The organism is Streptomyces sp. JLSY215 (genome assembly GCF_059682825.1).
Genome location: NZ_CM185022.1, coordinates 5,496,014 through 5,518,888 on the forward strand (window position 1 = coordinate 5,496,014; position 22,875 = coordinate 5,518,888).

The following is a 22,875-nucleotide window of genomic DNA, read 5'->3' on the forward strand; positions in this document are numbered from 1 at the left end:
ATTCGCCGGTACGCGGTTCACGGGTCCGGCCGTTCGCCGGTCTGACGGTGCGCCGCGGCGACTCGCTACGGACAAATGCCCACAGAGTTGATGCACGTATGGGTAACTGCCCGCAGGGCGTACAAAGTCCGGCAACCGTAATATTCGACCTGGAACTAACCCAAGCCATGGGAGTACCCACATGCCAGGCGCCATTTACGCCGAAGGTCTGGTGAAAACATTCGGCGACGTACGGGCTCTGGACGGCGTCGATCTCGATGTGCCCGAAGGAACCGTCCTGGGAATGCTCGGCCCGAACGGCGCCGGCAAAACCACCGCCGTACGGGTCCTGACCACCCTGCTCCAGCCCGACCGCGGCAAGGTAGAGGTCGCCGGGATCGACGTCCTCGCGCACCCGGACCAGGTACGCCGCGCCATCGGGCTGTCCGGCCAATTCGCCGCCGTCGACGAGTACTTGACCGGCCGGGAGAACCTCATGATGGTCGGGCAGCTCTACCAGATGAGCGGTCGGGACGCGAAGCGCCGGGCCGGTGAGCTGCTGGAGCGCTTCAACCTCTCCGACGCCGCCGACCGCACCGCCAAGACCTACTCCGGCGGGATGCGCCGCCGTCTCGACCTGGCCGCCGCGCTGGTCGTCAGCCCACCCGTGATGTTCATGGACGAGCCGACCACCGGCCTGGACCCGCGCAACCGCCAGCAGCTGTGGGACGTCATCCAGGAACTCGTCGCGGGCGGCACGACCCTGCTGCTCACCACGCAGTACCTGGAGGAGGCCGACCGCCTCGCGAACGACATCTGCGTCGTCGACCACGGCAAGGTCATCGCCCGCGGCACCTCCGACCAGCTCAAGGCGCGCACCGGCGGCGAGCGCGTCGAGGTCGTCGTGCACGCGCCCGAGCACATCGCCGTCGCCGAGGGCGTTCTGCGCGGCTTCGGCAAGGGCGAGGGCACCGTCGAACCGCACACCCGCAAGATCACGGTTCCGGTGACCGGCGGCGCCAAGTTGCTCGCCGAGATCATCCGCGAGCTGGACACCCGCGGCGTGGAGATCGATGACATCGGGCTGCGCCGCCCGACCCTGGACGATGTCTTCATCTCGCTGACCGGACATGTCGCCGAGGCGGCGGACGGGGGCCCGGAGAGCGGCGAGGACGGCGCCGGGGGCCGCGGTGCCGCCGGCCGCCGCAAGAAGGGCGGCAAGGGCAGCGGGCGGGAGCGCGGGGGGAAGGGCCGGAAGGGCGCCCGGACGGGCGAGCCCGACGCCGTACGGAAGGCGGCCCGCGAAGCCGTCGGCACGGACGAAACCGCCGGCAAGGACACGGAGGGCGTGAAGTGACGACGGCGACCGAAGCGGCCCCGGCCCGCGCCCCCCGGCCACGCGGCGGCATCAGCCGGTCCGTACGCGACTCCCTGGTCGTGGCCAAGCGCAATCTCATCCGGATGATGCGCATCCCCGAAGTGGTGATCTTCGGGCTGATCCAGCCGATCATGTTCGTGGTGCTGTTCACCTACGTCTTCGGCGGCTCCATCGCCATCCCCGGCGCCCCGGAGGGCAACGCCCAGGCGTACCGCGAATTCCTGATGGCCGGCATCTTCGCGCAGACCGTCACCTTCGCCACGGCCGGCGCGGGCGCGGGCATCGCCGACGATATGCACAAGGGCCTGATCGACCGGTTCCGGTCGCTGCCGATGTCCCGGGGCGCGGTGCTCACCGGCCGCACCCTGGCCGACCTCGTGCAGACCGCCCTGACACTCGTGGTGCTGGCCGTCGTCGCGCTGCTGATCGGCTGGCGCACGCACGAGAACATCCTCGCCGTGCTGGGCGGCTTCGGCCTGCTGCTCCTGCTCGGCTACGCCTTCTCCTGGATCGGCGCGCTGATCGGCCTCTCGGTCCGCACCCCCGAGGCGGCCACCTCCGGCGGGCTGATCTGGCTCTTCCCGTTGACGTTCATCTCCAACGCCTTTGTGCCGGTCGACGGCATGCCGGCCTTCCTCCAGCACGTCGCGGAGTGGAACCCGTTCAGCGCCACCGTGGCCGCGGCCCGGGAGCTGTTCGGCAACACCATCCCGAATGTCCCCACGTCGGTGACCGGCGCCTGGCCGATGGAACACCCGGTGCTGGCCTCGGTGATCTGGTCGCTGCTGATCATCGCGGTCTTCCGGACCCTCGCGGTACGCAAATACCGGTCGGCGACGGCCTGAGCCCACGGGGGTTGCGGGGGCGCCGGTGGTGGTTACGGCCCGGTGGTGGTTTTCGTTCCCGCGCTTCGTAAAGGAGTGTGTACACACAGTGAAGCGGCCCGGAGCGCTCCTCAGGCTCCGGGCCGCTTCATGCCCTGTTTGATGCTGCGGGCCTCAGCCGGAGTACGGCTTGGCCTCCAGGATCTTCACGGTCGCCTTCTTGCCGTTCGGGAGCTCGTACTCGGCGGTTTCGCCGATCTTCTTGCCGTTCACACCCGCCCCCAGTGGGGACTGCGGGGAGTAGGTCTCGATGTCCGAGCTCGCGTACTCCCGCGAGGCCAGCAGGAACTCGAGCGTGTCGTCCGGGTCTCCGTCGAACGCGATGGTGACGACCGTGCCGGGGGCGACGACGCCAGTGGCGGCGGGGGCCTCGCCGACCTTCGCCGACTGCAGCAGCTGGGTCAGCTGGCGGACGCGAAGCTCCTGCTTGCCCTGCTCTTCCTTGGCGGCGTGATACCCGGCGTTCTCCTTGAGGTCGCCCTCCTCGCGGGCCGCCGCGATCTTTTCGGTGATCTCGGCGCGGGCGGGACCAGACAGGTGCTCCAGCTCGGCCTTGAGCTGGTCATACGCCTCCTGGGTAAGCCAGGTGACGTTGTCGCTGGTCTGGGTCACAGGTGCTCCTCGTCGGTACTGGGGATAAATCAAACGCCCTACCAGGAAGGTTTGCGCCTTCACGGGTGGGCGAAACCACGAGCCTAACAATTCCGGCACAAAACGGGGAGGGGGAATTGCACAGCGAACGCACAGCGACGCATCGTCGCTGCTCAGAGGCGTTCCCCCCGCGCGGCGCCCGGCCCCGTGCGCCGGGCATGCCGGACCGCGAGGCGGAGATGCGACATGCCCCTGTCAGTTGCCTCCGGCTGCCTGGCAGCCGACCAGGATGGCGTTGGTGGCACGCTTGGTGGTGCGCAGCGTGATCTCGGTGTTCACCTGGTCCGTGCGCTGGTCGATGGTGACGTCCTTGCGCCCCACCTCGGAGCCGTCCGCTGCTTGGGAGCGGAGCGTGCACACGCCCTTGTCGTCCTTGTCCTTGATGACCTCGAGAGTCACCTTGACGGCGCTGTCGGACACCGCGTCCCAGGTGATGATCCGGCCGCTGAGGTCCTGTCCGGCGATGTACGAGGCGCCGGCCCAGCCGACCACGCCGAGCAGTGCGACGCCCAGCACCGCGCCGATGATCTTGAGCTTGCGGTCCGTGCGCTGGTCCGCGGGGCGGCCGTAGCGTCCGTCCGGGAGTCCGTCGCGCACCGCCGTCATGATCATTCCTCCTGGTACGGGGACCTGTACGGGGCCCTGAAGCGGTGGAGCCCGAAGGGTCTCCGGCCCAGGGATGGGTTCAGGGAATACAGCGCCCCCTCGCTTCGGTCACTATAGGAGGCATCTTCTTAAGCCTTGCACCCAGCCTTTCACCCAGCCTTTCACTGAGGATCGAGTCTTGACTGAGCAGCTGCGATTGATGGCGGTCCACGCCCACCCCGACGACGAGTCGAGCAAGGGTGCGGCCACCATGGCCAAGTACGTGTCCGAGGGGGTGGACGTGCTGGTCGCCACCTGCACAGGAGGCGAGCGAGGTTCCATCCTCAACCCCAAGCTCCAGGGCGACCCGTACATCGAGGAGCACATCCACGAGGTACGGAAGAAGGAAATGGACGAGGCCCGGGAGATCCTGGGCGTCAAGCAGGAGTGGCTGGGCTTCGTCGACTCCGGGCTGCCCGAGGGCGACCCGCTGCCGCCGCTGCCCGAGGGCTGCTTCGCGCTGCAGGACGTCGACGAGGCGGCCGGGCGGCTGGTCAAGCTGATCCGTGAGTTCAAGCCGCAGGTCATCACGACCTACGACGAGAACGGCGGCTACCCGCACCCGGACCACATCATGACCCACAAGATCACGATGGTGGCCTTCGAGGCGGCCGGCGACCCGGAGAAGTACCCGGAGGCCGGTGAGCCCTGGCAGCCCCAGAAGCTCTACTACAACCAGGGCTTCAACAAGCCGCGCACCATCGCGCTGCACGAGGCGCTGCTGGAGCGGGGCATGGACTCGCCGTACGGCGAGTGGCTGGAGCGCTGGAAGCAGTTCGAGCAGCGCGAGCGCACCCTGACCACCTACATCCCGTGCGCCGACTTCTTCGAGATCCGCGACAAGGCGCTGATCGCGCACGCCACTCAGATCGACCCCGACGGCGGCTGGTTCCGGGTCCCGATGGACATCCAGCGCGAGGTCTGGCCGACGGAGGAGTACGAGCTCGCGAAGTCGCTCGTGGACACTTCCCTCCCCGAGGACGACCTCTTCGCGGGCATCCGCAACAATTGACCCCATGATGAGCGCGACCAGCACCCTCGCCCTGACGCACTTCGTCACCCTTGCCGACAGCTTCGACAAGGACAAGGTGACCCCCGGCGTCCTCGGCTTCATCGTCTTCGCGGTCATCGGCGGCGCCGTGTGGCTGCTGATGAAGTCCATGAACAAGCAGATGAAGAAGGTCGACTTCGAAGAGGCGCCGGAGGAGGGCGAGGCGACCGCCTCCGCCACCCCGACGGTGCCGAAGCCGAAGACCAGCTGAGGAACCTCCGGGCACACCCGGGACCGGGTGCGGTCGACGGTCGGCCGATGGGTTACGGCCGGCTGACCGGCCCGGCGGCTCGCTGATCCAAGCGGTCAGCGAGCCGCGCCGTGCCCCGCGCCGGCGTCAGTCCGCGGCGGCCGGTGCGACGGCTATACCCATGACCTCACGCGCATGGCGGCTGGGCAGCATGCCGAGCCGCCACGCCTGCCACCCCGTTTCCGGCTCCACCCCGCGCTCCAACAGCAGCGCGAACGCCTCCGCGCACTCCGTCAGCTTCCCGTCGCGGGCCGCGTGCCCCTCCCGTACGAGCTGCGCCAGCTCCTCCTGCGCCACGGCCGTGCCCACGACGGAGCCGCCCGGTGAGGCGAACGGCAGCAGCGTGCAGCGCAGGAAGCGAGCCCAGTCCTCGCCGCGCCGATCGCCGTACCCGGCGAAGATCCGCGCCGCCTCGTCGGCCAGCTCCAGGGCCTGCGCCGCCCGCCCGTTGCCGGCGTCGATGATCACCAGCTCCAGGCACGACCAGGCCTCGCCGTGCGGCACCGCGATCCGCTGAAAGTCCTTCCGGGCGTCCTGCAGCAGCTGCCGGGCGAAGCCGCTGTTGCGCAGCGAACCCGTCTGCGCGGCCCGCAGGTCCCGGGTGACCCGCCCCGAATGATGCCGGGCACACGCCAGGCCGTAGCCGTCCTGCATCCGGCTGAACATCGTCCGCGACCGTTCCAGCTGCCGCAGCGCCGCGTCCTGCTCGCCCTGCTCCTCCAGCGCCTGGCCCAGGTAGTACATCGTCCAGGCCTCGCCGCGGGCGTCCTCGTGCCGCTGGTGCAGTGACAGGGCCTGCCGCAGCTGGTCGGCGGCCGGGTCCGGATCACCGTCCACCAGCCTGGCCCGCGCCAGCTGGGTCATCGCCCAGGCCTCACCACGCTCGTCCTGCGTCCGCCCGTAGAGCTCCATCGCGGCGCCCAGCGCCTCCTCGGCCCGCGGCACCTCGCCCATCCGCAGATACACCTGGCCGAGCTGGAAGTGCGCCCACGCCTGGCCGTGCACGCTCTCGCTCTCCTCGTGCAGCTCCAGCGCCTCACGCAGCAGGGCGAGCGCCTCGGCGATCCCCGCGCGGTCCCGCTCCACCGCCGCCAGCGCATGCAGCGTCCAGGCCCGGTCGCCGTGCATATCGGGGCCGGACTGCATCTGCAGCGCCTCCCGCAGCTTGGCCGCGGCCTCGGTCAGATTGCCCTGCTGCTGGAGCGTGATGCCCAGATCGCGCAGCGCACGGGCGGCACCGACCGGATGCTGCGCCTCGAAATACAGGTCCACCACCGACGACAGCGTCGTGCGCGCCTTGTCCAGCTCGCCCAGCTGCCGGGCCGCGACGCCCGTACGCCACTGCACCGAACGCATCAGCAGGCCCTGGCCGACCGCCCGGGTCAGTTCGTTCAGCTCACCGAGGCGGTAGAGGTCGCCGCGCAGCAGGCAGTAGTCGGCCAGCGCACCCAGCAGATGCGAGACCGTCGCCTGGTCCACTTCCTGGTCGGTGTGCGCCAGCGCGGACGTGATGAAGCTCGACTCGTCGTCCAGCCACTGCAGGGCCGCGTCCAGGGAGGTGAAGCCGTGCGACCCGAAGCGGTCGGCGCGCGTGGACGTACGGCCGTCGACCAGGCGGATGACCGAGTCGGCCAGCTCCGCATAGCCGCGGATCAGCCGCTCCTGGGCCGCGACCCGCTCCTCCGGCGACTCCTCGGAGGTCAGCCGGCCGTACGCGAAGCGGTGCACCAGGGTGTGCAGGCGGTACCGCTTGCCGCGCACATGCTCTATCAGCCCGGCCTCCGCCAGCGTCGTCAACTGCCGTTCCGCCTCCGGGTTTTCCACCCCCAGCAGCGCCGCCGCGGCCGCCGCGCCCAAGGACGCCCTGCCCACCAGTGCCAGCCGGCGCAGCAGCCGCCGGGCCGGCTCCGACTGGTCGGCGTAGCGCAGCGACAGGGCCCGCTCCACCGGCGTCGCCGCGTCGTACGACGCCAGATCCGCGGCCAGCGCGGCCGGGGTGCGCGCGCCCACCGAGGAGCCCGCCACCCGCAGCGCCAGCGGCAGGCCCGCGCACTGCTCCACGATCCGCTCGATCGCCTGGGAGTCGTAGGGGCCCGCTTCGTCCGCCGTGCCGTCCGCGGCGGCCCGCAGCAGCTCCTCGGTGCCCGCCGCGTCCAGCGGCCCCACCGGCAGCTGATGCACCCAGGCCTGGAGGTCGTCGGGCAGCTCCAGCGGCTCGCGGGAAGTCACCAGCACCAGGCTGTCGGAGCGGTCCGGCACCAGCGTGCGCACCTGCTCGGGATCCGAGGCGTCGTCCAGCAGGACCGTCACCGGAAGGCCCGCCACATGCTGGTGGTAGAGCTCGGTCAGCCGCTTGACGTGCTGTTCCTGGGACGTCCGCTCGCGGAACAGCAGCTGTTCGCGGGGCGCCCCGAGCCGGTTGAGCAGATGCAGCAGGGCGTTGCGGGTCGGCAGCGGCATCTCGCCGGGGGTGTCGCCGCGCAGATCGACCACACACGCGCCACGGAACTGATCGCGCAGCTGGTGGGTCGCCCGCACCGCCAGCGCCGTCCGCCCCGAACCCGGCTCGCCGTGCAGTACCACCACCGTCGGCTTGGTCTCCGTACTCGCGCGGGCCGCGTGCACCCACTGCGCGATCGCCGCCAGCTCCGCCCGTCGGCCCGCGAACGGCCCGTCGGGGCTGGGGAGTTGGGAGAATGAGTGCTCCAGTACGGACCGCTGCCGGGCGGCCGCGCTACGGTCCCCGCCGCGCAGCTGGGGGCCCCGGGAGGCCTTGCCGCCGGCCGTCTTGGACAGCGCGCCGCTGCCGCGGGTCGCCGTCAGCATCCGCTGCTGATCCAGGAACGGCCGGATGCCCCGCACCTCCAGCGCCGTCAGCCACTGGAGCCGCAACTGTTCCGGGCCGCCGGGTTGGCCCCGCTTCCCCGCCTGCTCGTGCGCGGCCGGCAGATGGCCCGCGGCCAGCTTCACCACCGTGGCCGCGGCGCCCGCCACCACCACGGCGGCGCCGACTCCCAGCGCCGGGCCCGCGCCCGTGCCGTACGCCAGATCCGTACCGAAGGCCGCCACCGCCGCCACGGCCGTCGCCACCGCCGGAGTGCCCAGCTCCTTGCGCGTCAGCCGCGTGGCGAGCGGGCGCTGCCCGGCCCCCGTCTCGTCCAGCGCCCGCACATAGGCGGCGTACTCCTCGGCCGCGGCGCCGGCGATCTCGTCCAGCGCCGCGCGTGCCCTGCCGAGCAGCGCGCTCCCGTCGAGCCGCCCGCCCGAACGCCGTGTCTCTTCCTCCACGGCCCGCGCCAACAGCTCTGCCGCCTCCGCACGGTGCTCCTCACGCAGCACAGCCAGTGAGCCAGGCATGCGAATCCCCCTCCAGCAGTTGCAGTAGTTCCGGTGGTTCCGGTGGTTCCCGTTGTTCCGGTGGTTCCCGTTGTTCCAGAGGCGCCGGTCGTTCCGATCGTTCCGGCCGTTCCGGTCGTTCCCGTGGTGTCGGTCGTTCCAGTGGTTCCAGTGGTGTCGGACGTTCAGCCGTCCCGGACGGTTCGGCTCCGGCGGTGATCGTCTCCGTACGCACAGTGTTCCGCGTCCGCGCACATTCCGGCAGGCCTGTGGATAACCGGCCTGTGGACAACTCCGGACACCAACTCCCTCCGCTCCCGACGCACCCCGTCGCAGTGGGAGAGGATGGACCCATGCCGAACCGCCTGGCCCATGAGACTTCCCCGTATCTGCTCCAGCACGCCGACAACCCGGTCGACTGGTGGCCGTGGTCCCCCGACGCGTTCGAGGAAGCGAGACGGCGCGGCGTCCCGGTGCTGCTCAGCGTCGGGTACAGCTCCTGCCACTGGTGTCATGTGATGGCCCATGAGAGCTTCGAGGACCCGGCCACCGCCGCCCTGCTCAACGACCACTTCGTCGCCGTCAAGGTCGACCGCGAGGAGCGCCCGGACGTCGACGCGGTCTACATGGAGGCGGTACAGGCCGCGACCGGCCAGGGCGGCTGGCCGATGACGGTGTTCCTCACCCCCGACGCACAGCCCTTCTACTTCGGCACGTACTTCCCGCCCGCGCCCCGCCACGGCATGCCGTCCTTCGGGCAGGTCCTGGAGGGCGTACGCAGCGCCTGGGCCGACCGCCGTGACGAGGTCGACGAGACCGCCGGCCGGATCGTCGCCGACCTGGCGGGCCGCTCGCTCACCGACGCGCTGCCCGCGGAGCGCCGCCCGCCGCGCCCCGAGGAACTGCACACCGCCCTGATGGGCCTGACCCGCGAATTCGACGCGGTGCGGGGCGGATTCGGCGGCGCGCCCAAGTTCCCGCCGTCCATGGTGCTGGAGTTCCTCCTTCGCCACCACGCCCGCACGGGCTCCGCCGCCGCCCTGGAAATGGTCCAGGCGACCTGCGCGGCGATGGCCCGCGGCGGCATCTACGACCAGCTGGGCGGCGGGTTCGCCCGGTACGCGGTGGACGCCACCTGGACGGTGCCCCACTTCGAGAAGATGCTCTACGACAACGCCCTTCTCTGCCGCACCTACGCACACCTGTGGCGCGCCACCGCCGGCGGCGGAGCCGCTGACGGACTCGGCGACCTGGCCCGCCGGATCGCCGTGGAGACCGCCGACTTCATGGTCCGTGAACTCCGCACCGGACAGGGCGGATTCGCCTCCGCACTGGACGCGGACAGTGACGACGGCTCGGGGTCCGGCAAGCACGTCGAGGGCGCCTACTACGTCTGGACCCCGGAGCAGCTGCGTTCCGTACTGGGTGAGAAGGACGCGGAGTTCGCCGCCGCCTACTTCGGCGTCACATCGGAGGGCACCTTCGAGGAGGGCGCCTCCGTCCTCCAGCTGCCCGATACGGCCGAGGGCCCGGTGGACGACGAGCGGGTGGCCTCCGTCAAGGAGCGGCTGCTCGCGGCGCGCGCGCAGCGGCCGCGTCCCGGCCGGGACGACAAGGTGGTCGCCTCGTGGAACGGCCTGGCCATCGCCGCGCTCGCCGAGACCGGCGCCTATTTCGACCGTCCCGATCTGATCCAGGCCGCCACCGACGCCGCCGACCTCCTGGTCCGCGTCCACATGGACTGGCAGGCCCGGCTGCACCGCACCTCCAAGGACGGCGTCCCGGGGGCCAACTCCGGCGTCCTGGAGGATTACGCCAATGTCGCCGAGGGGTTCCTGACGCTGGCCTCCGTCACCGGGGAGGGGGTCTGGGTGGAGTTCGCCGGCTTCTTCCTGGACACCGTCCTCGTCCAGTTCACCACCCCCGACGGCGCCCTCTACGACACCGCCGCCGACGCCGAGACGCTGATCCGCCGCCCCCAGGACCCCACCGACAACGCGACCCCTTCCGGCTGGACCGCCGCCGCCGGGGCCCTGCTCTCGTACGCGGCCCTGACCGGCAGCGCCCTCCACCGGGACGCCGCCGAACGCGCCCTGGGCATCGTCACCGCCCTCGGCGGCCGCGCCCCACGCTTCATCGGCTGGGGCCTCGCGGTCGCCGAGGCCGCGCTGGCCGGCCCCCACGAGGTCGCGGTCGTGGGCCCGCAGGACGATCCCGCCACCGCCGCCCTCCACCGCGCCGCCCTGCTCGGTACGGCCCCCGGCACGGTGGTCGCCGTGGGCGCGCCCGGTTCGGACGATGCCGACGAGCTCCCGCTGCTCATGGACCGCCCCCTGGTCGACGGCCGTCCGGCGGCGTATGTCTGCCGGCACTTCACCTGTGAGCGGCCGACGACCGACCCGGAGGAGCTGGCGGCGCGGCTGCGGGCATAAGGGCCCGCCTGGCTGCGTCCCGCCCGGTAGCCGCCGCACCCGCCTGAAGTCCCGGCGCGGGTCCGGCGGGTCCGGCGGCGGTTCGGGCGGGTCGGGGCGTACGGGAGTCCTGCCGGGCGCTGGCGTCCCGTACGACGTCGTCGAGGGCGGCGCCGAGGAGCTCGAAGGGGGTCTTGCCGCTGGTCCCGGCGGCGGTGTCGGCGGCGGTGTCGGCGGCGGTGTCGGCGTCGACGTGGGTCATATCGCCGGGAACGGGGAAGGCCGTGCGGAACGGGCCGGGTTCCTCACAGGCAGGGTTCCTCGCCGAGGACAGCGGGAAACAGCGCCCCGGATCACTCCGATGACGGACCCGGGACCTCCCGGGCCGCGGAGGTGAGGGACATGTCCGAGTAGCGGTCGCCCGCCACCTGGCCGGCGATCGGCTCCAGCAGCGCCAGCTCCTCCGCGGTCAGCGTGATCCGGGTGGCCGCGGCGTTCTCCAGAAGGCGGCTGCGCCTGCGGGTTCCGGGGATCGGCACGACGGTCAGGCCGTGCGCCTGGGCCCGCTGCTGCACCCAGGCCAGGGCGACCTGCGCCGTGGTGGCACCGTGACCGGCTGCGATCTTGTGCAGAGGTGCCAGGAGAGCGGCGTTCGCCTTGGCGTTGTCACCGGTGAAGCGCGGCAGCAACTGCCGGAAATCGCTGCCGGAGAGATCCTTGCCCGCATCGGTGAAGGCACCGGTCAGAAAGCCCCGGCCGAGCGGCGAGTACGGCACGAAGGCGACCCCGAGCGCGGCGGCCGCACCCACCGCGCTGCGCTCGACGTCCCGGCTGAAGACCGACCACTCCGTCTGGAGGGCGGCGATCGGGTGCACGGCATGCGCCTCCCGCAGCTCGGCACCGGTGACCTCGCTCAGGCCGAGGTGCTTGACCTTGCCCTCCCGCACCAGTTCGGCCATCGCGCCGACGGACTCGGCGAGCGGGACGGCGGGGTCCCGGCGGTGCATGTAGTAGAGGTCGATGACCTCGACGTTCAGGCGCCGAAGGCTCTCCTCGACGGCCTTCTTGATGTAGCCGGGATCGTTGCGGATGGCCCGGTAGGCCGGGTCGTCGGTCCGGTACTCGATGCCGAACTTGGTGGCCAGCGTGATCTCGTCGCGGTGCGCGGCGACGAACGGTGCGAGGAACTCCTCGTTGGCGCCGACGCCGTACATATCGGCGGTGTCGATGAGGGTGACGCCCGCCTCGACGGTGGCCTCCAGGGTGTCGCGGGCCGCCGCGTCGTCGGTGTCCCCGTAGGCGGCGCTGATGCCCATGGCGCCGAAGCCCTGGACACCGACGAGGGGGCCGCCGTTGCCCAGCTCGACCTTGGGTATCTGCTCGATGGTGCTGCTCATGATGGCGCTCAGGCCCTTTCCGGCGCCCCTGGGGCGCCCGCGTAGAAGTCGATTTTGGCGTCGAGAACGACGACGGTCTCCTGCAGCTCCGCGATGCGTGCGACGACCTCGTGCCGGGTCTGCCGCAGGATCGCCTCCCGCTCACCGAAGGTCTCCTCGCCCCGGTGGACCAGCTCCGCGAAGCGGACCATGTCGGCGATCGGCATCCCGGTCATCCGCAGCCTGGCCACGAACGAGAGCCAGTCCAGGTCCCTGTTGTCGAAGCGGCGCTGCCCGGTGGGCGACCGCGCCACCTTCGGCATCAGACCGATCTCCTCGTACCAGCGCAGGGTGGGAGCGCTGAGCCCGGTCCAGTCCGCGACCTCGCTGATCGTGTAGCTGTCCTGGCCGTCGGGCCGCGGAGGGGCGGACCCGGCGGCCACGCAGACGTCCACGGGCGGGGAATCCACGGGGGTGCTGTCGCTCACCGTCATGCGGACCACGCTAGAACCTTCAAGTGCACTTGAAGCAAGTGCCGTCCGCGCCGGGTCTCCTGAGCCGGGCCCCCTGAGCCGGGCGCCTCCGCCGGCGCCGGCATCGCGACGCCCGGTTTGACCTTGACGCGTACGTCAAGTCCTAGCCTCGGCGCATGACGAACCGCATGACGAACCACGCGACGAGCGACACGGCGAACCGCACACACCGTGAAGTCCGCCTGGCCGCGCGCCCCCAAGGGCCGGTCACCGACGACCTCTTCGCGATCGTGGAGGTGCCGGTGCCCGAACCGGAGCCCGGCCAGGTGCTGGTGCGCAACACCCACATGGGTGTCGCCGCCGTGATGCGCACGCTCATGGACGAGACCAGCGCGGTGCCGATGCCCTCGTACGAGATCGGGGCGCCGCTGCACGGGGCCGCGGTGGGCGAGGTGGTGGCCGCCCCGGGGACCGACCTCAACCCCGGTGACCTGGTGGAACACCGGCTCGGCTGGCGCGAGTACAGCCTGCTCGACGCGGACGGGGCACACCGCCTCGACCCGGACCTCATGCCCGACCCGGCCGCCTACCTCTCCCAGGGCCCCACCGCCCTGATGGGCATCGCCCGCGGCGCCGAAGTGCGCCCCGGGGACACGGTGTTCGTCACCGGGGCGGCGGGCGGCGTGGGCTCCCTGGCGGGCCCGCTCGCCCGCCAGTACGGCGCCGCCCGGGTCATCGGCAGTACGGGCTCGCAGGAGAAGGCCGACCGGCTGATCAAGGAGCTGGGCTATGACGCGGTGGTGATCCGCGGCGCGGGGTCCATCGAGGAGCAGCTGCGCAAGGCCGCGCCGGAGGGCATCGACGCGCTCTTCGACAACGTGGGCGGCGAGCAGCTGCAGGCGGCGCTCGCGCTCGCCAACAGGGGCGCCCGGCTGGCGATCGTGGGCGCACTGGCCGGCCAGCTCTCCGCGGAAGGCCCGGCCCCGACGCCGATCGACACCCTCTCGCTGCTCTCCCGCGGCATCACCCTGCGCGGCGTCGCCCTCCACGACCACCGCGACCTGGTCCCGGAGTGGCACCGGCGGTTCGCCGAGGGCCTGCGCGACGGCACCCTCACCTTCCCGCACGCCCGGCTGCACGGCATCGAGCAGGCGCCGCGGGCGCTGCGCGAGCTCACCGAGGGGCGTCATCTGGGCGCTGTGGTCGTGGAGTTGTGAGCGCGGGGCGGTGCGCGGGGCGGTGCGCGGGGCGGTGCCGGGCGGGCGCCGCGGGACTGTCAGTGGCCGGCGGTAGCCTGCGAGCGTGGAGACCTTGCTGAGGTACCGATCACTGGTCCGGGAGACCGCGGCGCTGCGGTCCGGAGCGGACGACCCCGTCGCCGCGGCCACGCGTATCTGTGACCGTATCGACGCCGTCGACGCACGGGTGCGGGCCTTCGTGCCCGAGCCGGAGCGGCGCACGCGGCTCCTGGAGGCGGCGCGGCGGCTCGCGGCCGCCGGTCCGCCGGGGCCCGCCGAGCGGCCACCGCTGTACGGCATATCCGTCGGCATCAAGGACATCGTGCATGTCGACGGGCTGCCCACGAGGGCGGGGTCGGCGCTGCCGCCCGAGGTGCTGGGCGGCGCGCAGGCCACGGTCGTGGACCGGCTGGTGGCCGCCGGGGCCCTGATAGCGGGCAAGACCGTCACCGCCGAGTTCGCCGTCACGGCCCCCGGTCCGACCCGCAATCCCCATAACCTGGCGCATACACCAGGGGGTTCGAGCAGCGGCTCGGCGGCCGCGGTGGCCGCCGGGATGGTGCCGCTCGCCATCGGCACGCAAACCGTCGGCTCGATGATCCGCCCCGCCGCGTACTGCGGTGTGGTGGGCTTCAAGCCGAGTTACGGCCGGATCCCGACGGATGGGGTGATCCCCAACGCCATCGGCTTCGACACCCTCGGGTGCTACGCGGCCGATGTGGCGGGGGTGGCGCTCGCGGCGTCGGTCCTGTGCGACGGATGGCGGCGCGAGGCGTCCGGGACGGGGCGGCCCGTGCTCGGCATACCGGTCGGGCCCTATCTGGAGCGCGCCGGAGACGAGGCCCTGCGCGCCTTCGAGAAGCAGAGCGAGGTGCTGCGGGCGGCGGGGTATGCGGTCACCGAAGTGCCGGTGATGGGCGACTTCGACCAGGTCGTCGAGCAGCTCTTCACGATGAACCGCTACGAGGTCGCCCGTGCCCACGCCGAGTGGTTCGCCCGGTTCGGGGACCGCTATCGGGAGGAGACGGCGGCGGCCATACGGGAGGGCCGGGCGATCGGGGACGACGCCTACGAGGCGGCCCGGATCCGGCGGGCCGCGTTCCGCGAACGGCTCGCCGCGGAGGCGGAGGCGGCCGGCATCGACTTCTGGATGACCCCGGCGGCCACCGGCCCCGCGCCCGCGGACCTCGGCAGCACCGGGAAGTCGGTCATGTGCCTTCCGTGGAGCAACGCCGGTCTGCCGTCCCTCGGCCTGCCGGCCGGCCGCGCCGCCAACGGTCTGCCGCTCGGGCTCCAGCTCGTCGGCCCGGCCGGCGCGGACGAGGAGCTGCTGCGGGCCGCCGCAGGGGTCGAGGACGCGCTCGGGAGCGCGTCGGCCGCAACAGCGGGGCAGCGGCGGCCAGGTGCCGAGGAGGGCGGCGGCGATGCGCATCGGTGAGGCCGCGGCCGCCGCCGGGCTGACGCCGCGGACGTTGCGGTACTACGAGCAGCAGGGCCTGGTGACGGCCCGTCGGACGCCCGCGGGCCATCGGGAGTACGACGCGCAGGACATCCGCCGGCTCCGGGCGGTCCGCGAGTTGCGCGCGGCGGGGCTGACCGTCGGCGACGTGCGGACCTTCGCGCATCTGCTGGCCACCCTGCCGGCCGAGGGCATACCGGAGCTGATATCCAAGGACTCCCGGGCGCGGCGGTGCGCCCTCCCGGAGGTGGTGGCCCGGCGTCGGCTCGCCGACCTGGATGCCCGTATCGCGCGGCTGTCGCAGCTGCGCGGGCGGCTCGCGGCCCGGCTGGGGGAGCCGGGGGCGGGCCCGCCCCTCAGACCGTGAGGCCGCGCGCCAGGACGTCCATCGTCCGGTGGACGAGCGCCCCCGGATCGGCGTCCGGACCGGCCTCGACCCAGCGCAGCAGCGCCTCCTGAAGGGCCGCCAGGATCGCCGCGCTGATGACGCGTACCTCCAGGTCGTCGGCCGCGCGTCCGGAACGCTCCGCGAGCAGGGCGCTGATCATCCCGGCGTCCCGGGCGGTGTTCTCCGCCGTGCGGCCCCTGATGGCGGGCACCTCGCGGACCAGCCGCATCCGCTGGACGAGTTCCGCACGGTCCGCCTCGGCGAGCTCGGCCAGCGCCGCGACGGTGACATGGCGCATCGACTCGACCATCGGCTCGTCCGCCGGACGGGCCCGCAGCCCCGCCTCGAGCAGGAGGTCGTACTCGTCGGTCAGGACGATGTCCTCCTTCGTGGGGAAGTAGCGGAAGACCGTGCTGGGCGAGACCTCCGCGGCCTCGGCGATCCGGTCGACGGGGGTCGCTTCGTAGCCCTGCTCCGCGAAGAGCCGGTAGGCCGCACGGCGGATCGCCTGCCGGGTCTGGATCTTCTTCCGCTCCCGCAGTCCGGGCCGGGGAGCTCCGGAGGCGGCGAGGGCGGATACGGAGCTACGTGCGGTGACCATGGCCCTCATTGTCGGCCATCGGGCGTCCCGGTGACCATGCCCGTGTCCGCGCCCGAGCGGTGCCCGGGAGCGGGGCGTGCGGGGTGGGCGGCGCGACGGCCCCGGCACGCCAGATGGCCGCGACCCGAAGGTCGCGGCCATCTGCCGGAAGGCGCCTTGCGGGCGCCCGCGGTTGCTCAAGCGTGCGAATAGGCCACCAGGGAGATCCCGACGTAGTGCACGACGAACGCCGCCAGCGTGAGCGAGTGGAAGACCTCGTGGAAGCCGAACCACCGCGGTGAGGGGTTGGGGCGCTTGATCCCGTAGATCACGCCGCCCGCGCTGTAGAGGAGGCCGCCGACGATGACCAGCACCAGCACCGCGATCCCGCCCGTCCGCAGGAAGTCGGGGAGGAAGAAGACGGCGGCCCAGCCCATGGCGATGTAGCAGGGGGTGTAGAGCCAGCGCGGGGCGCCGACCCAGAAGACGCGGAAGGCGATCCCGGCCAGGGCGGCCGCCCAGACGGCCCAGAGGAGCGTCTGGCCGCGGGTGCCCGGGACGAGCAGCATCGTCAGCGGCGTATAGGTGCCCGCGATGATCAGGAAGATGTTGGCGTGATCCAGTCGGCGCAGGATGCCGTCGGTTCTCGGGCTCCAGTTACCGCGGTGGTACAGCGCGCTGATCCCGAACAGCAGGCAGGCCGAAAGCGTGTAGATGGCGCAGGCCAGGCGGCCGCGGGGGCTGTCGGCGAGGGCTGTGAGTATCACGCCGGACATCAGCACGGCGGGAAACATTCCGGCGTGCAGCCAGCCCCGGAGTCGTGGCTTGAGTGGTGCGGCCGCGGGGGCGACCGCGGAGACGGTGCCGGTCCCGGGGGAGGCGGGGCTCTCGGCTGCGTCGGGCGCGGATGTCATGGCCGTCATGCTACCTACGCGACCGTAGGTTACCCCTCTGTCGAGAAGTGGTGACGGTCACGAAGGCGCCCTCTGGACAGAACTCTATCGGGGTCGGATGATCAAATGAGTGCGGTCGGCACCGGATGAGCGGTCACGAAGCATCCGGGTCGCGGCCCCCAAGGGGCAGGTAAGCGAAAAACCAACAACACAGCGGATTTCTCCGGCGTACCGGCCGGAAATTCGTCCACACCCTCATCTAGGAGCGATCGTGGCGCGCGACAACGCGGCTCCCTCACCCGCCCCCACCCGTCACCAGGACCTGATCTCCTGGGTCGACGAGATCGCGGCGATCACCCAGCCCGACCGGGTCGTCTGGTGTGACGGCTCGGAGGCGGAGTACGAGCGTCTGTGCGAGGAGCTCGTCGACAAGGGCACCTTCAAGAAGCTCGACCCGATCAAGCGCCCCAACTCGTACTACGCCGCCTCCGACCCCTCGGACGTGGCCCGGGTGGAGGACCGCACCTTCATCTGCTCCGAGAAGGAGGCGGACGCCGGCCCGACGAACCACTGGAAGGCCCCCGCCGAAATGCGGGCCATCTTTACCGGTGGAGACAGCGGCTTTGCCGGTGACAAGGGCATCTTCCGCGGCGCGATGAAGGGCCGGACGATGTACGTCGTCCCGTTCTGCATGGGCCCGCTCGGCTCGCCCCTCTCCGCGATCGGCGTCGAGATCACCGACTCCGCCTACGTCGCGGTCTCGATGCGCACCATGACGCGCATGGGGCAGCCGGTCCTCGACGAGCTCGGCGAGGACGGCTTCTTCGTCAAGGCCGTCCACACCCTCGGCGCCCCCCTGGCCGAGGGCGAGGCCGACGTCCCCTGGCCGTGCAACTCCACCAAGTACATCTCGCACTTCCCCGAGGCCCGCGAGATCTGGTCGTACGGCTCCGGCTACGGCGGCAACGCCCTGCTCGGCAAGAAGTGCTACGCGCTGCGCATCGCCTCCGTCATGGCCCGTGACGAGGGCTGGCTGGCCGAGCACATGCTCGTCCTCAAGCTGACCCCGCCGCAGGGCGAGGCCAAGTACGTCGCCGCCGCCTTCCCGAGCGCCTGCGGCAAGACCAACCTGGCCATGCTGGAGCCCACGATCCCGGGCTGGACCGTGGAGACCATCGGCGACGACATCGCCTGGATGCGCTTCGGCGAGGACGGCCGGCTCTACGCGATCAACCCCGAGGCCGGTTTCTTCGGCGTCGCGCCCGGCACCGGCGAGCACACCAACGCCAACGCCATGAAGACCCTGTGGGGCAACTCCGTCTTCACCAACGTCGCGCTGACCGACGACGGCGATGTGTGGTGGGAGGGCATGACGGAGGAGACTCCGGCCCACCTCACGGACTGGAAGGGCAACGACTGGACCCCCGAGTCCGGCGTCCCGGCCGCCCACCCCAACGCCCGCTTCACCGTCCCGGCCGCCCAGTGCCCGACCATCGCGCCCGAGTGGGAGGACCCCAAGGGCGTGCCGATCTCGGCGATCCTCTTCGGCGGCCGCCGCGCCAGCGCGGTACCGCTGGTGACGGAGTCCCTCGACTGGAACCACGGTGTCTTCCTCGGCGCGAACGTCGCGTCCGAGAAGACCGCCGCGGCCGAGGGCAAGGTCGGTGAGCTGCGCCGCGACCCGTTCGCCATGCTGCCGTTCTGCGGCTACAACATGGGCGACTACATGGGCCACTGGGTCAAGGTCGGTGCCGACAAGGACCCGGCCAAGCTGCCGAAGATCTACTACGTCAACTGGTTCCGCAAGGACGACAAGGGCCGCTTCGTGTGGCCGGGCTTCGGCGAGAACAGCCGGGTGCTCAAGTGGATCGTCGAGCGGCTGGAGGGCAAGGCCGAGGGCGTCGAGACCCCCATCGGCGTGCTGCCCACCAAGGACGCCCTGGACACCAACGGCCTGGAGCTCGCCGACGCCGACCTCGACTTCCTGCTCACCGTCGACAAGGACGTGTGGCGCGAGGAGGCGTCGCTGATCCCCGAGCACCTCAACACCTTCGGCGACCACACGCCGAAGGCGCTGTGGGACGAGTACCGGGCGCTGGTGCAGCGGCTGGGCTAGTGCCGTCGGCGGCCGGACCGCCTGATACCCCGCCGGGGCCCCGTGCTTGGTTTCACCAGGTGCGGGGCCCCGGCCGTATGCCGTTGCCCGCCGGGGCGCCGCGGCGGATCAGGATCAGGCGGAGGCCAGGTCCCGGACGCCGGCGGCCGGGCCGTGCGCCGCCATCCGCTCGGCCGCCAGGGCTATCGCCGCGGCGTCGTCCCGGGAGGTGGCCACCGCCAGGGCGTTCCCGGCGAGGGTGTGGGCGCGCTGCTGGAGGGCCGGGACGCGGGACGGGTCGCCGCCGTCGGTGGGCTCGGCGCGCAGCGGGTAGTGGCCGCTCAGCCGCGCGACCTGCTCGGCGATGCGGTCGGCGGCGGCGGCCAGCGCCGCGCCGTCGGCGTCTTGGGCGCCGGCGCCGGGCGTGCGATGGCCCTCGCGCGGCGCCAGGGCGCGCAGCTCGTCGGTGACGGTGAGCAGCGCGGTCAGCTGTCCCGCGAGCCGGATGTCCAGCTCCTCCTCGCGGGAGCGGTGCGGAAGCTCCGCGGCGGCGGCCATGGTGTGGACCGACTTGGTGCGGATCGGTTCGTACATGGAGGGCCTCCTGCAAACAGCTGGAACGACGAGCCGGGAATCCGGGCACACTTCGCAACGTCTAGGAGGCCATCCTAGCTTAGACCTTGTCTAAAGTTGTGATTCGTATAGAAGTCGCTCCGGCTCAGTACTGTCCGTAACCGTCGAGGAAGGTGCCGATCCGGGTGACGGCATCCGTCAGATCGTCGGCGCTGGGCAGGGTGACCAGGCGGAAGTGGTCCGGCTCCGGCCAGTTGAAGCCCGTGCCGTGGACGATCATGATCTTCTCGGCGCGCAGCAGATCCAGCACCATCTGCCGGTCGTCCTTGACCTTGTAGACCTTCGGGTCCAGCCGCGGGAAGGCGTACAGCGCGCCCTTCGGCTTGACGCAGCTGACGCCCGGGATCTGGGTGAGCAGCTCATAGGCCGTATCGCGCTGCTCGCGCAGCCGGCCGCCGGGCAGCACCAGATCGTTGATCGACTGGCGGCCGCCGAGGGCCGTGGCGACGGCGTGCTGGGCCGGCATATTGGCGCACAGCCGCATATTGGCCAGGATCGTCAGGCCCTCGATGTACGAGGAGGCGTGCTGCTTGGGGCCGCAGACCGCCAGCCAGCCGCTGCGGTAGCCCGCGACGCGGTACGCCTTGGACAGGCCGTTGAAGGTCAGCGTCAGCAGGTCGGGGGCGAGCGAGGCGAACGGGGTGTGGACGGCGTCGTCGTAGAGGATCTTGTCGTAGATCTCGTCGGCGCAGACGATCAGACCGTGGCGCCGGGCGATGTCCGCGATGCCGCGCAGCAGCTCGTCGTCGTATACGGCACCCGTGGGGTTGTTGGGGTTGATGACGACGATGGCTTTGGTGCGGTCGGTGACCTTGCGCTCGATGTCGGCCAGGTCCGGCATCCAGTCCGCCTGCTCGTCGCAGCGGTAGTGCACGGCCGTGCCGCCGGAGAGCGAGACCGACGCCGTCCAGAGGGGGTAGTCCGGGGCGGGGACGAGCACCTCGTCGCCGTCGTCCAGCAGCGCCTGCATCGACATCTGGATCAGCTCGGAGACGCCGTTGCCCAGATAGATGTCGTCGACCGACAGCTCGATGCCCTTGGTCTGGTAGTGCTGCATCACCGCGCGGCGGGCGGAGAGCAGGCCCTTGGCGTCGCCGTAGCCGTGCGCCGTACCGACCGAGCGGAGGATGTCCTCCAGGATCTCGGGCGGGCACTCGAAGCCGAACGCCGCCGGATTGCCCGTGTTGAGCTTGAGGATGCGGTGTCCCGCCGCCTCCAGCCGCATGGCCTCCTCGAGCACCGGGCCACGGATTTCGTAGCAGACGCCTGAGAGCTTCGTTGACTGGATCACCTGCATGTCCGCCACTTTACGGGCGTGTATCGGCAGTCGGCGGGTGTTTTTCCCCACCTTGATGAGCGCATGGTGTGGAGTTGCTCACGTGGTGTGAGCGGCGGGTGGGGCGCGCGGCGGTCCAGGGCTACCGAATCCGTGGCGGTCAGGCCGTCCGCCGCACCGCCCGCCCCGCCAGCACGTCCGTCCGCCGGCCGTCCTCGATCACGAACCGGCCGTCGATCAGGACGTGCGGGATGCCCGTCGGCAGGGTGCGCGGGGCCTCGTACGTCGCGCCGGCCGCGACCGTGTCCGGGTCGAAGAGGACCAGGTCGGCGCGGTGGCCCTCGCGGACCAGACCGCGGTCGGGCAGGCGCAGGCGGGCGGCGGGGCGGGACGTCAGATGGGCGATGCACTCCTCCAGGGACAGCACGCCCAGCTCGCGGACGTACCGGCCGAGGTACTGCGGGAAGGTGCCGTACGCGCGCGGATGCGGCTTGTCGCCCTGGAGGATGCCGTCGCTGCCGCCGGTGTGGACGCGGTGGCGCATGATGTGGCGGACGTTGTCCTCGTGACCGACGTGCTGGAGGATCGTCGGGCCGAGGCGGTCGTCGAGCAGGAGGCGGCGGGCGGTGACCCAGGGCTCCTCGCCGCGTTCGGCGGCGCTGCGGGCGACGGTCTTGCCGACGTGCCCCGCCAGGCCCGGATCCGAGACGCCGGAGATCTCGATGGTGTCCCACTCGATCGGCACGCCGTGGCAGCCGTCGGCGCCCTCCACCTCCAGGACGTGCCGGATGCGTGCCGCCGTCGCGTCGTCCCGGAGGCGGGCCAGAATCGCCTCCGGGCCGCCTTCGCTCGCCCAGCTGGGCAGCATCGCCACGAGAGTGGTGCAGCCGGGGGTGTACGGATAGGTGTCGAGGGAGATGTCGGCGCCGGAGTCGAGGGCCTCGTCCAGGAGGGCCAGCAGCTCGGGGGCGCGGCCCTTGTTCACGCCGAAGTTCATGGTGGCGTGCGCGAGGTGGAGGGCGCAGCCGGCCTCGCGGGTGAGGGCGACCATCTCCTCGTACGCCCGGAGGGCGCCCGCCCCGTATGAGCGGTGGTGCGGGCAGTAGTAGCCGTCGTAGCGGGCCACCACCCGGCACAGTTCGGTCAGTTCCGCGTCCGAGGCGTACATGCCGGGGGTGTAGGTCAGGCCGGAGGAGAGGCCGACGGCGCCCTGTTCCAGGCCCTCGGCGACCAGTTGCTTCATCCGCGCGAGCTCGTCGGGGGTGGCGGCGCGGTCGTCCCAGCCCATGGCGAGCATCCGGACGGTGCCCTGGGGGACGAGGTAGGCGGCGTTGACGGCGATGCCCCGGCCGTCGAAGCCGTGGTCGAGGCGGTCGAGGTAGCCGCCGACCGTGCGCCAGCTGAAGTCGACGGAGGTGTCCCCGGGCCCGCCGCCGTTCCAGCCGGTGATCTGGGCGCGGACCTCGGCGAGGGTGCGGTCGTCGGCCGGCGCGTACGACAGGCCGTCCTGGCCGAGGACTTCGAGGGTGACGCCCTGGGCGGCCTTGGCCTCGTGCGCGGGGTCGCGGAGCAGCGCGAGGTCGCTGTGGGCGTGCATGTCGATGAAGCCGGGGGAGAGGGCGAGCCCGTCGGCCGCCACGACGCGGGCGGCGTGCGGGCGCGGACCGCCGGTCCCGGCGCGGTGGATCTCGGCGATCCGCCCGCCGTCCAGGGCGACATCGGCGCGGTAGGACGGACCGCCGGAACCGTCGATGACGCGGACGTCGCGGAACACGGTGTCCATGCTGGGCTGCCTTTCGTGCGGCGTGCGCGGTCCTTACGGCGCGCGTGGCGGAGGGCCTGACGGCGCGGGGCCGACGGCGCACGCCGCGGGGGACCG

19 protein-coding genes are annotated in these 22,875 nt (G+C 71.8%); 9 read left to right on the top strand and 10 right to left on the bottom strand.

Translation table 11 applies throughout. The annotated features are described in order from the left end of the window. The first annotated feature begins 181 nt into the window (after nt 1-181). The gene (locus tag AC5677_RS24705) at nt 182-1,336 is read left to right on the top strand and encodes an ATP-binding cassette domain-containing protein (protein ID WP_497190109.1); all 1,155 of its coding nucleotides are present in this window, start codon (nt 182-184) and stop codon (nt 1,334-1,336) included. Beyond that, nucleotides 1,333-2,202: an ABC transporter permease gene (locus AC5677_RS24710; RefSeq protein ID WP_497190110.1), complete on the top strand. Its 870-nt coding sequence runs from the start codon at nt 1,333-1,335 to the stop codon at nt 2,200-2,202. The genes AC5677_RS24705 and AC5677_RS24710 overlap by 4 nt, the downstream gene beginning before the upstream one ends. A gap of 153 nt (nt 2,203-2,355) precedes the next feature. On the opposite strand, the gene greA is transcribed toward AC5677_RS24710, so the two are convergent. Next, a complete protein-coding gene (gene greA / locus AC5677_RS24715; RefSeq protein WP_497190111.1) occupies nt 2,356-2,853 on the bottom strand; it encodes a transcription elongation factor GreA in 498 nt (165 codons plus the stop codon). 234 nt (nt 2,854-3,087) lie between these two features. Next, nucleotides 3,088-3,498, bottom strand: a complete 411-nt coding sequence (locus tag AC5677_RS24720) for a DUF4307 domain-containing protein (RefSeq protein ID WP_497190112.1) — start codon at nt 3,496-3,498, stop codon at nt 3,088-3,090. Between the two features lie 178 nt (nt 3,499-3,676). Here AC5677_RS24720 and mca point away from each other — a divergent pair, with 178 nt between their 5' ends. Together mca and AC5677_RS24730 are read left to right on the top strand one after the other, a co-directional pair. Continuing rightward, the gene (gene mca / locus AC5677_RS24725; protein ID WP_497190113.1) at nt 3,677-4,549 is read left to right on the top strand and encodes a mycothiol conjugate amidase Mca; all 873 of its coding nucleotides are present in this window, start codon (nt 3,677-3,679) and stop codon (nt 4,547-4,549) included. A 4-nt stretch (nt 4,550-4,553) separates the two neighbouring features. After that, nucleotides 4,554-4,799 carry an RAMP4 family protein gene (locus AC5677_RS24730; protein WP_497190114.1) on the top strand — a complete coding sequence of 82 codons (246 nt, stop codon included), beginning with the start codon at nt 4,554-4,556 and terminating at the stop codon, nt 4,797-4,799. 126 nt (nt 4,800-4,925) lie between these two features. Here AC5677_RS24730 and AC5677_RS24735 read toward each other — a convergent pair whose 3' ends face one another. Next, nucleotides 4,926-8,195, bottom strand: a complete 3,270-nt coding sequence (locus AC5677_RS24735; protein ID WP_497190115.1) for a tetratricopeptide repeat protein — start codon at nt 8,193-8,195, stop codon at nt 4,926-4,928. Between the two features lie 332 nt (nt 8,196-8,527). On the opposite strand from AC5677_RS24735, the gene AC5677_RS24740 reads away from it, so the two are divergent. Further along, nucleotides 8,528-10,606 carry a thioredoxin domain-containing protein gene (locus AC5677_RS24740; RefSeq protein ID WP_497190116.1) on the top strand — a complete coding sequence of 693 codons (2,079 nt, stop codon included), beginning with the start codon at nt 8,528-8,530 and terminating at the stop codon, nt 10,604-10,606. A 332-nt stretch (nt 10,607-10,938) separates the two neighbouring features. Here the strand turns inward: AC5677_RS24740 and AC5677_RS24745 are convergent, their stop codons facing one another. Continuing rightward, on the bottom strand, nt 10,939-11,982 hold the full coding sequence (locus tag AC5677_RS24745; protein ID WP_497190117.1) for an aldo/keto reductase: 1,044 nt from the start codon (nt 11,980-11,982) through the stop codon (nt 10,939-10,941). An 8-nt stretch (nt 11,983-11,990) separates the two neighbouring features. Continuing rightward, nucleotides 11,991-12,455, bottom strand: coding sequence for a MerR family transcriptional regulator (locus tag AC5677_RS24750; RefSeq protein ID WP_497190118.1), 465 nt, complete (start codon nt 12,453-12,455; stop codon nt 11,991-11,993). Nucleotides 12,456-12,610: 155 nt separating this feature from the next. On the opposite strand from AC5677_RS24750, the gene AC5677_RS24755 reads away from it, so the two are divergent. The 3 genes from AC5677_RS24755 (at nt 12,611) to AC5677_RS24765 (ending at nt 15,498) form a co-directional block, all read left to right on the top strand. Continuing rightward, complete coding sequence (locus AC5677_RS24755) at nt 12,611-13,651, top strand: zinc-binding dehydrogenase (protein WP_497190119.1); 1,041 nt, start codon at nt 12,611-12,613, stop codon at nt 13,649-13,651. An 85-nt stretch (nt 13,652-13,736) separates the two neighbouring features. Then, nucleotides 13,737-15,110, top strand: coding sequence for an amidase (locus AC5677_RS24760; protein WP_497190120.1), 1,374 nt, complete (start codon nt 13,737-13,739; stop codon nt 15,108-15,110). After that, a complete protein-coding gene (locus AC5677_RS24765) occupies nt 15,097-15,498 on the top strand; it encodes a MerR family transcriptional regulator (RefSeq protein ID WP_497190121.1) in 402 nt (133 codons plus the stop codon). Before AC5677_RS24760 ends, AC5677_RS24765 begins: the two co-directional genes overlap by 14 nt. Here AC5677_RS24765 and AC5677_RS24770 read toward each other — a convergent pair. Together AC5677_RS24770 and trhA are read right to left on the bottom strand one after the other, a co-directional pair. Next, complete coding sequence (locus AC5677_RS24770; protein WP_497190122.1) at nt 15,488-16,120, bottom strand: TetR/AcrR family transcriptional regulator; 633 nt, start codon at nt 16,118-16,120, stop codon at nt 15,488-15,490. The genes AC5677_RS24765 and AC5677_RS24770 overlap by 11 nt on opposite strands. A 176-nt stretch (nt 16,121-16,296) precedes the next feature. After that, nucleotides 16,297-17,013, bottom strand: a complete 717-nt coding sequence (trhA, locus tag AC5677_RS24775) for a PAQR family membrane homeostasis protein TrhA (RefSeq protein ID WP_497190123.1) — start codon at nt 17,011-17,013, stop codon at nt 16,297-16,299. 250 nt (nt 17,014-17,263) lie between these two features. Between trhA and AC5677_RS24780 the strand changes: the two genes are divergently transcribed. Continuing rightward, nucleotides 17,264-19,108, top strand: a complete 1,845-nt coding sequence (locus AC5677_RS24780) for a phosphoenolpyruvate carboxykinase (GTP) (protein ID WP_497190124.1) — start codon at nt 17,264-17,266, stop codon at nt 19,106-19,108. 114 nt (nt 19,109-19,222) lie between these two features. On the opposite strand, the gene AC5677_RS24785 is transcribed toward AC5677_RS24780, so the two are convergent. From AC5677_RS24785 to AC5677_RS24795, 3 genes are all read right to left on the bottom strand, one after another. After that, nucleotides 19,223-19,681, bottom strand: coding sequence for an SCO4983 family protein (locus tag AC5677_RS24785; protein ID WP_497190125.1), 459 nt, complete (start codon nt 19,679-19,681; stop codon nt 19,223-19,225). Between the two features lie 124 nt (nt 19,682-19,805). Then, nucleotides 19,806-21,017 (bottom strand): pyridoxal phosphate-dependent aminotransferase, encoded by a 1,212-nt coding sequence (locus AC5677_RS24790; RefSeq protein WP_497190126.1) that lies wholly within the window; start codon nt 21,015-21,017, stop codon nt 19,806-19,808. Between the two features lie 139 nt (nt 21,018-21,156). Next, nucleotides 21,157-22,779: an N-acyl-D-amino-acid deacylase family protein gene (locus AC5677_RS24795; protein ID WP_497190127.1), complete on the bottom strand. Its 1,623-nt coding sequence runs from the start codon at nt 22,777-22,779 to the stop codon at nt 21,157-21,159. Nucleotides 22,780-22,875: the final 96 nt, after the last annotated feature.

Bases quoted from the DNA above. Each gene is read 5' to 3' on its own strand.
- AC5677_RS24795 (WP_497190127.1), bottom strand. From the start codon at position 22,779: ATGGACACCGTGTTCCGCGACGTCCGCGTCATCGACGGTTCCGGCGGT.
- AC5677_RS24745 (WP_497190117.1), bottom strand. From the start codon at position 11,982: ATGAGCAGCACCATCGAGCAGATACCCAAGGTCGAGCTGGGCAACGGC.
- AC5677_RS24750 (WP_497190118.1), bottom strand. From the start codon at position 12,455: ATGACGGTGAGCGACAGCACCCCCGTGGATTCCCCGCCCGTGGACGTC.
- AC5677_RS24720 (WP_497190112.1), bottom strand. From the start codon at position 3,498: ATGACGGCGGTGCGCGACGGACTCCCGGACGGACGCTACGGCCGCCCC.
- AC5677_RS24765 (WP_497190121.1), top strand. From the start codon at position 15,097: ATGCGCATCGGTGAGGCCGCGGCCGCCGCCGGGCTGACGCCGCGGACG.
- AC5677_RS24730 (WP_497190114.1), top strand. From the start codon at position 4,554: ATGATGAGCGCGACCAGCACCCTCGCCCTGACGCACTTCGTCACCCTT.
- AC5677_RS24785 (WP_497190125.1), bottom strand. From the start codon at position 19,681: ATGTACGAACCGATCCGCACCAAGTCGGTCCACACCATGGCCGCCGCC.
- AC5677_RS24735 (WP_497190115.1), bottom strand. From the start codon at position 8,195: ATGCCTGGCTCACTGGCTGTGCTGCGTGAGGAGCACCGTGCGGAGGCG.
- AC5677_RS24755 (WP_497190119.1), top strand. From the start codon at position 12,611: ATGACGAACCGCATGACGAACCACGCGACGAGCGACACGGCGAACCGC.
- AC5677_RS24790 (WP_497190126.1), bottom strand. From the start codon at position 21,017: ATGCAGGTGATCCAGTCAACGAAGCTCTCAGGCGTCTGCTACGAAATC.
- AC5677_RS24740 (WP_497190116.1), top strand. From the start codon at position 8,528: ATGCCGAACCGCCTGGCCCATGAGACTTCCCCGTATCTGCTCCAGCAC.
- AC5677_RS24705 (WP_497190109.1), top strand. From the start codon at position 182: ATGCCAGGCGCCATTTACGCCGAAGGTCTGGTGAAAACATTCGGCGAC.
- AC5677_RS24770 (WP_497190122.1), bottom strand. From the start codon at position 16,120: ATGGTCACCGCACGTAGCTCCGTATCCGCCCTCGCCGCCTCCGGAGCT.
- trhA (WP_497190123.1), bottom strand. From the start codon at position 17,013: ATGACATCCGCGCCCGACGCAGCCGAGAGCCCCGCCTCCCCCGGGACC.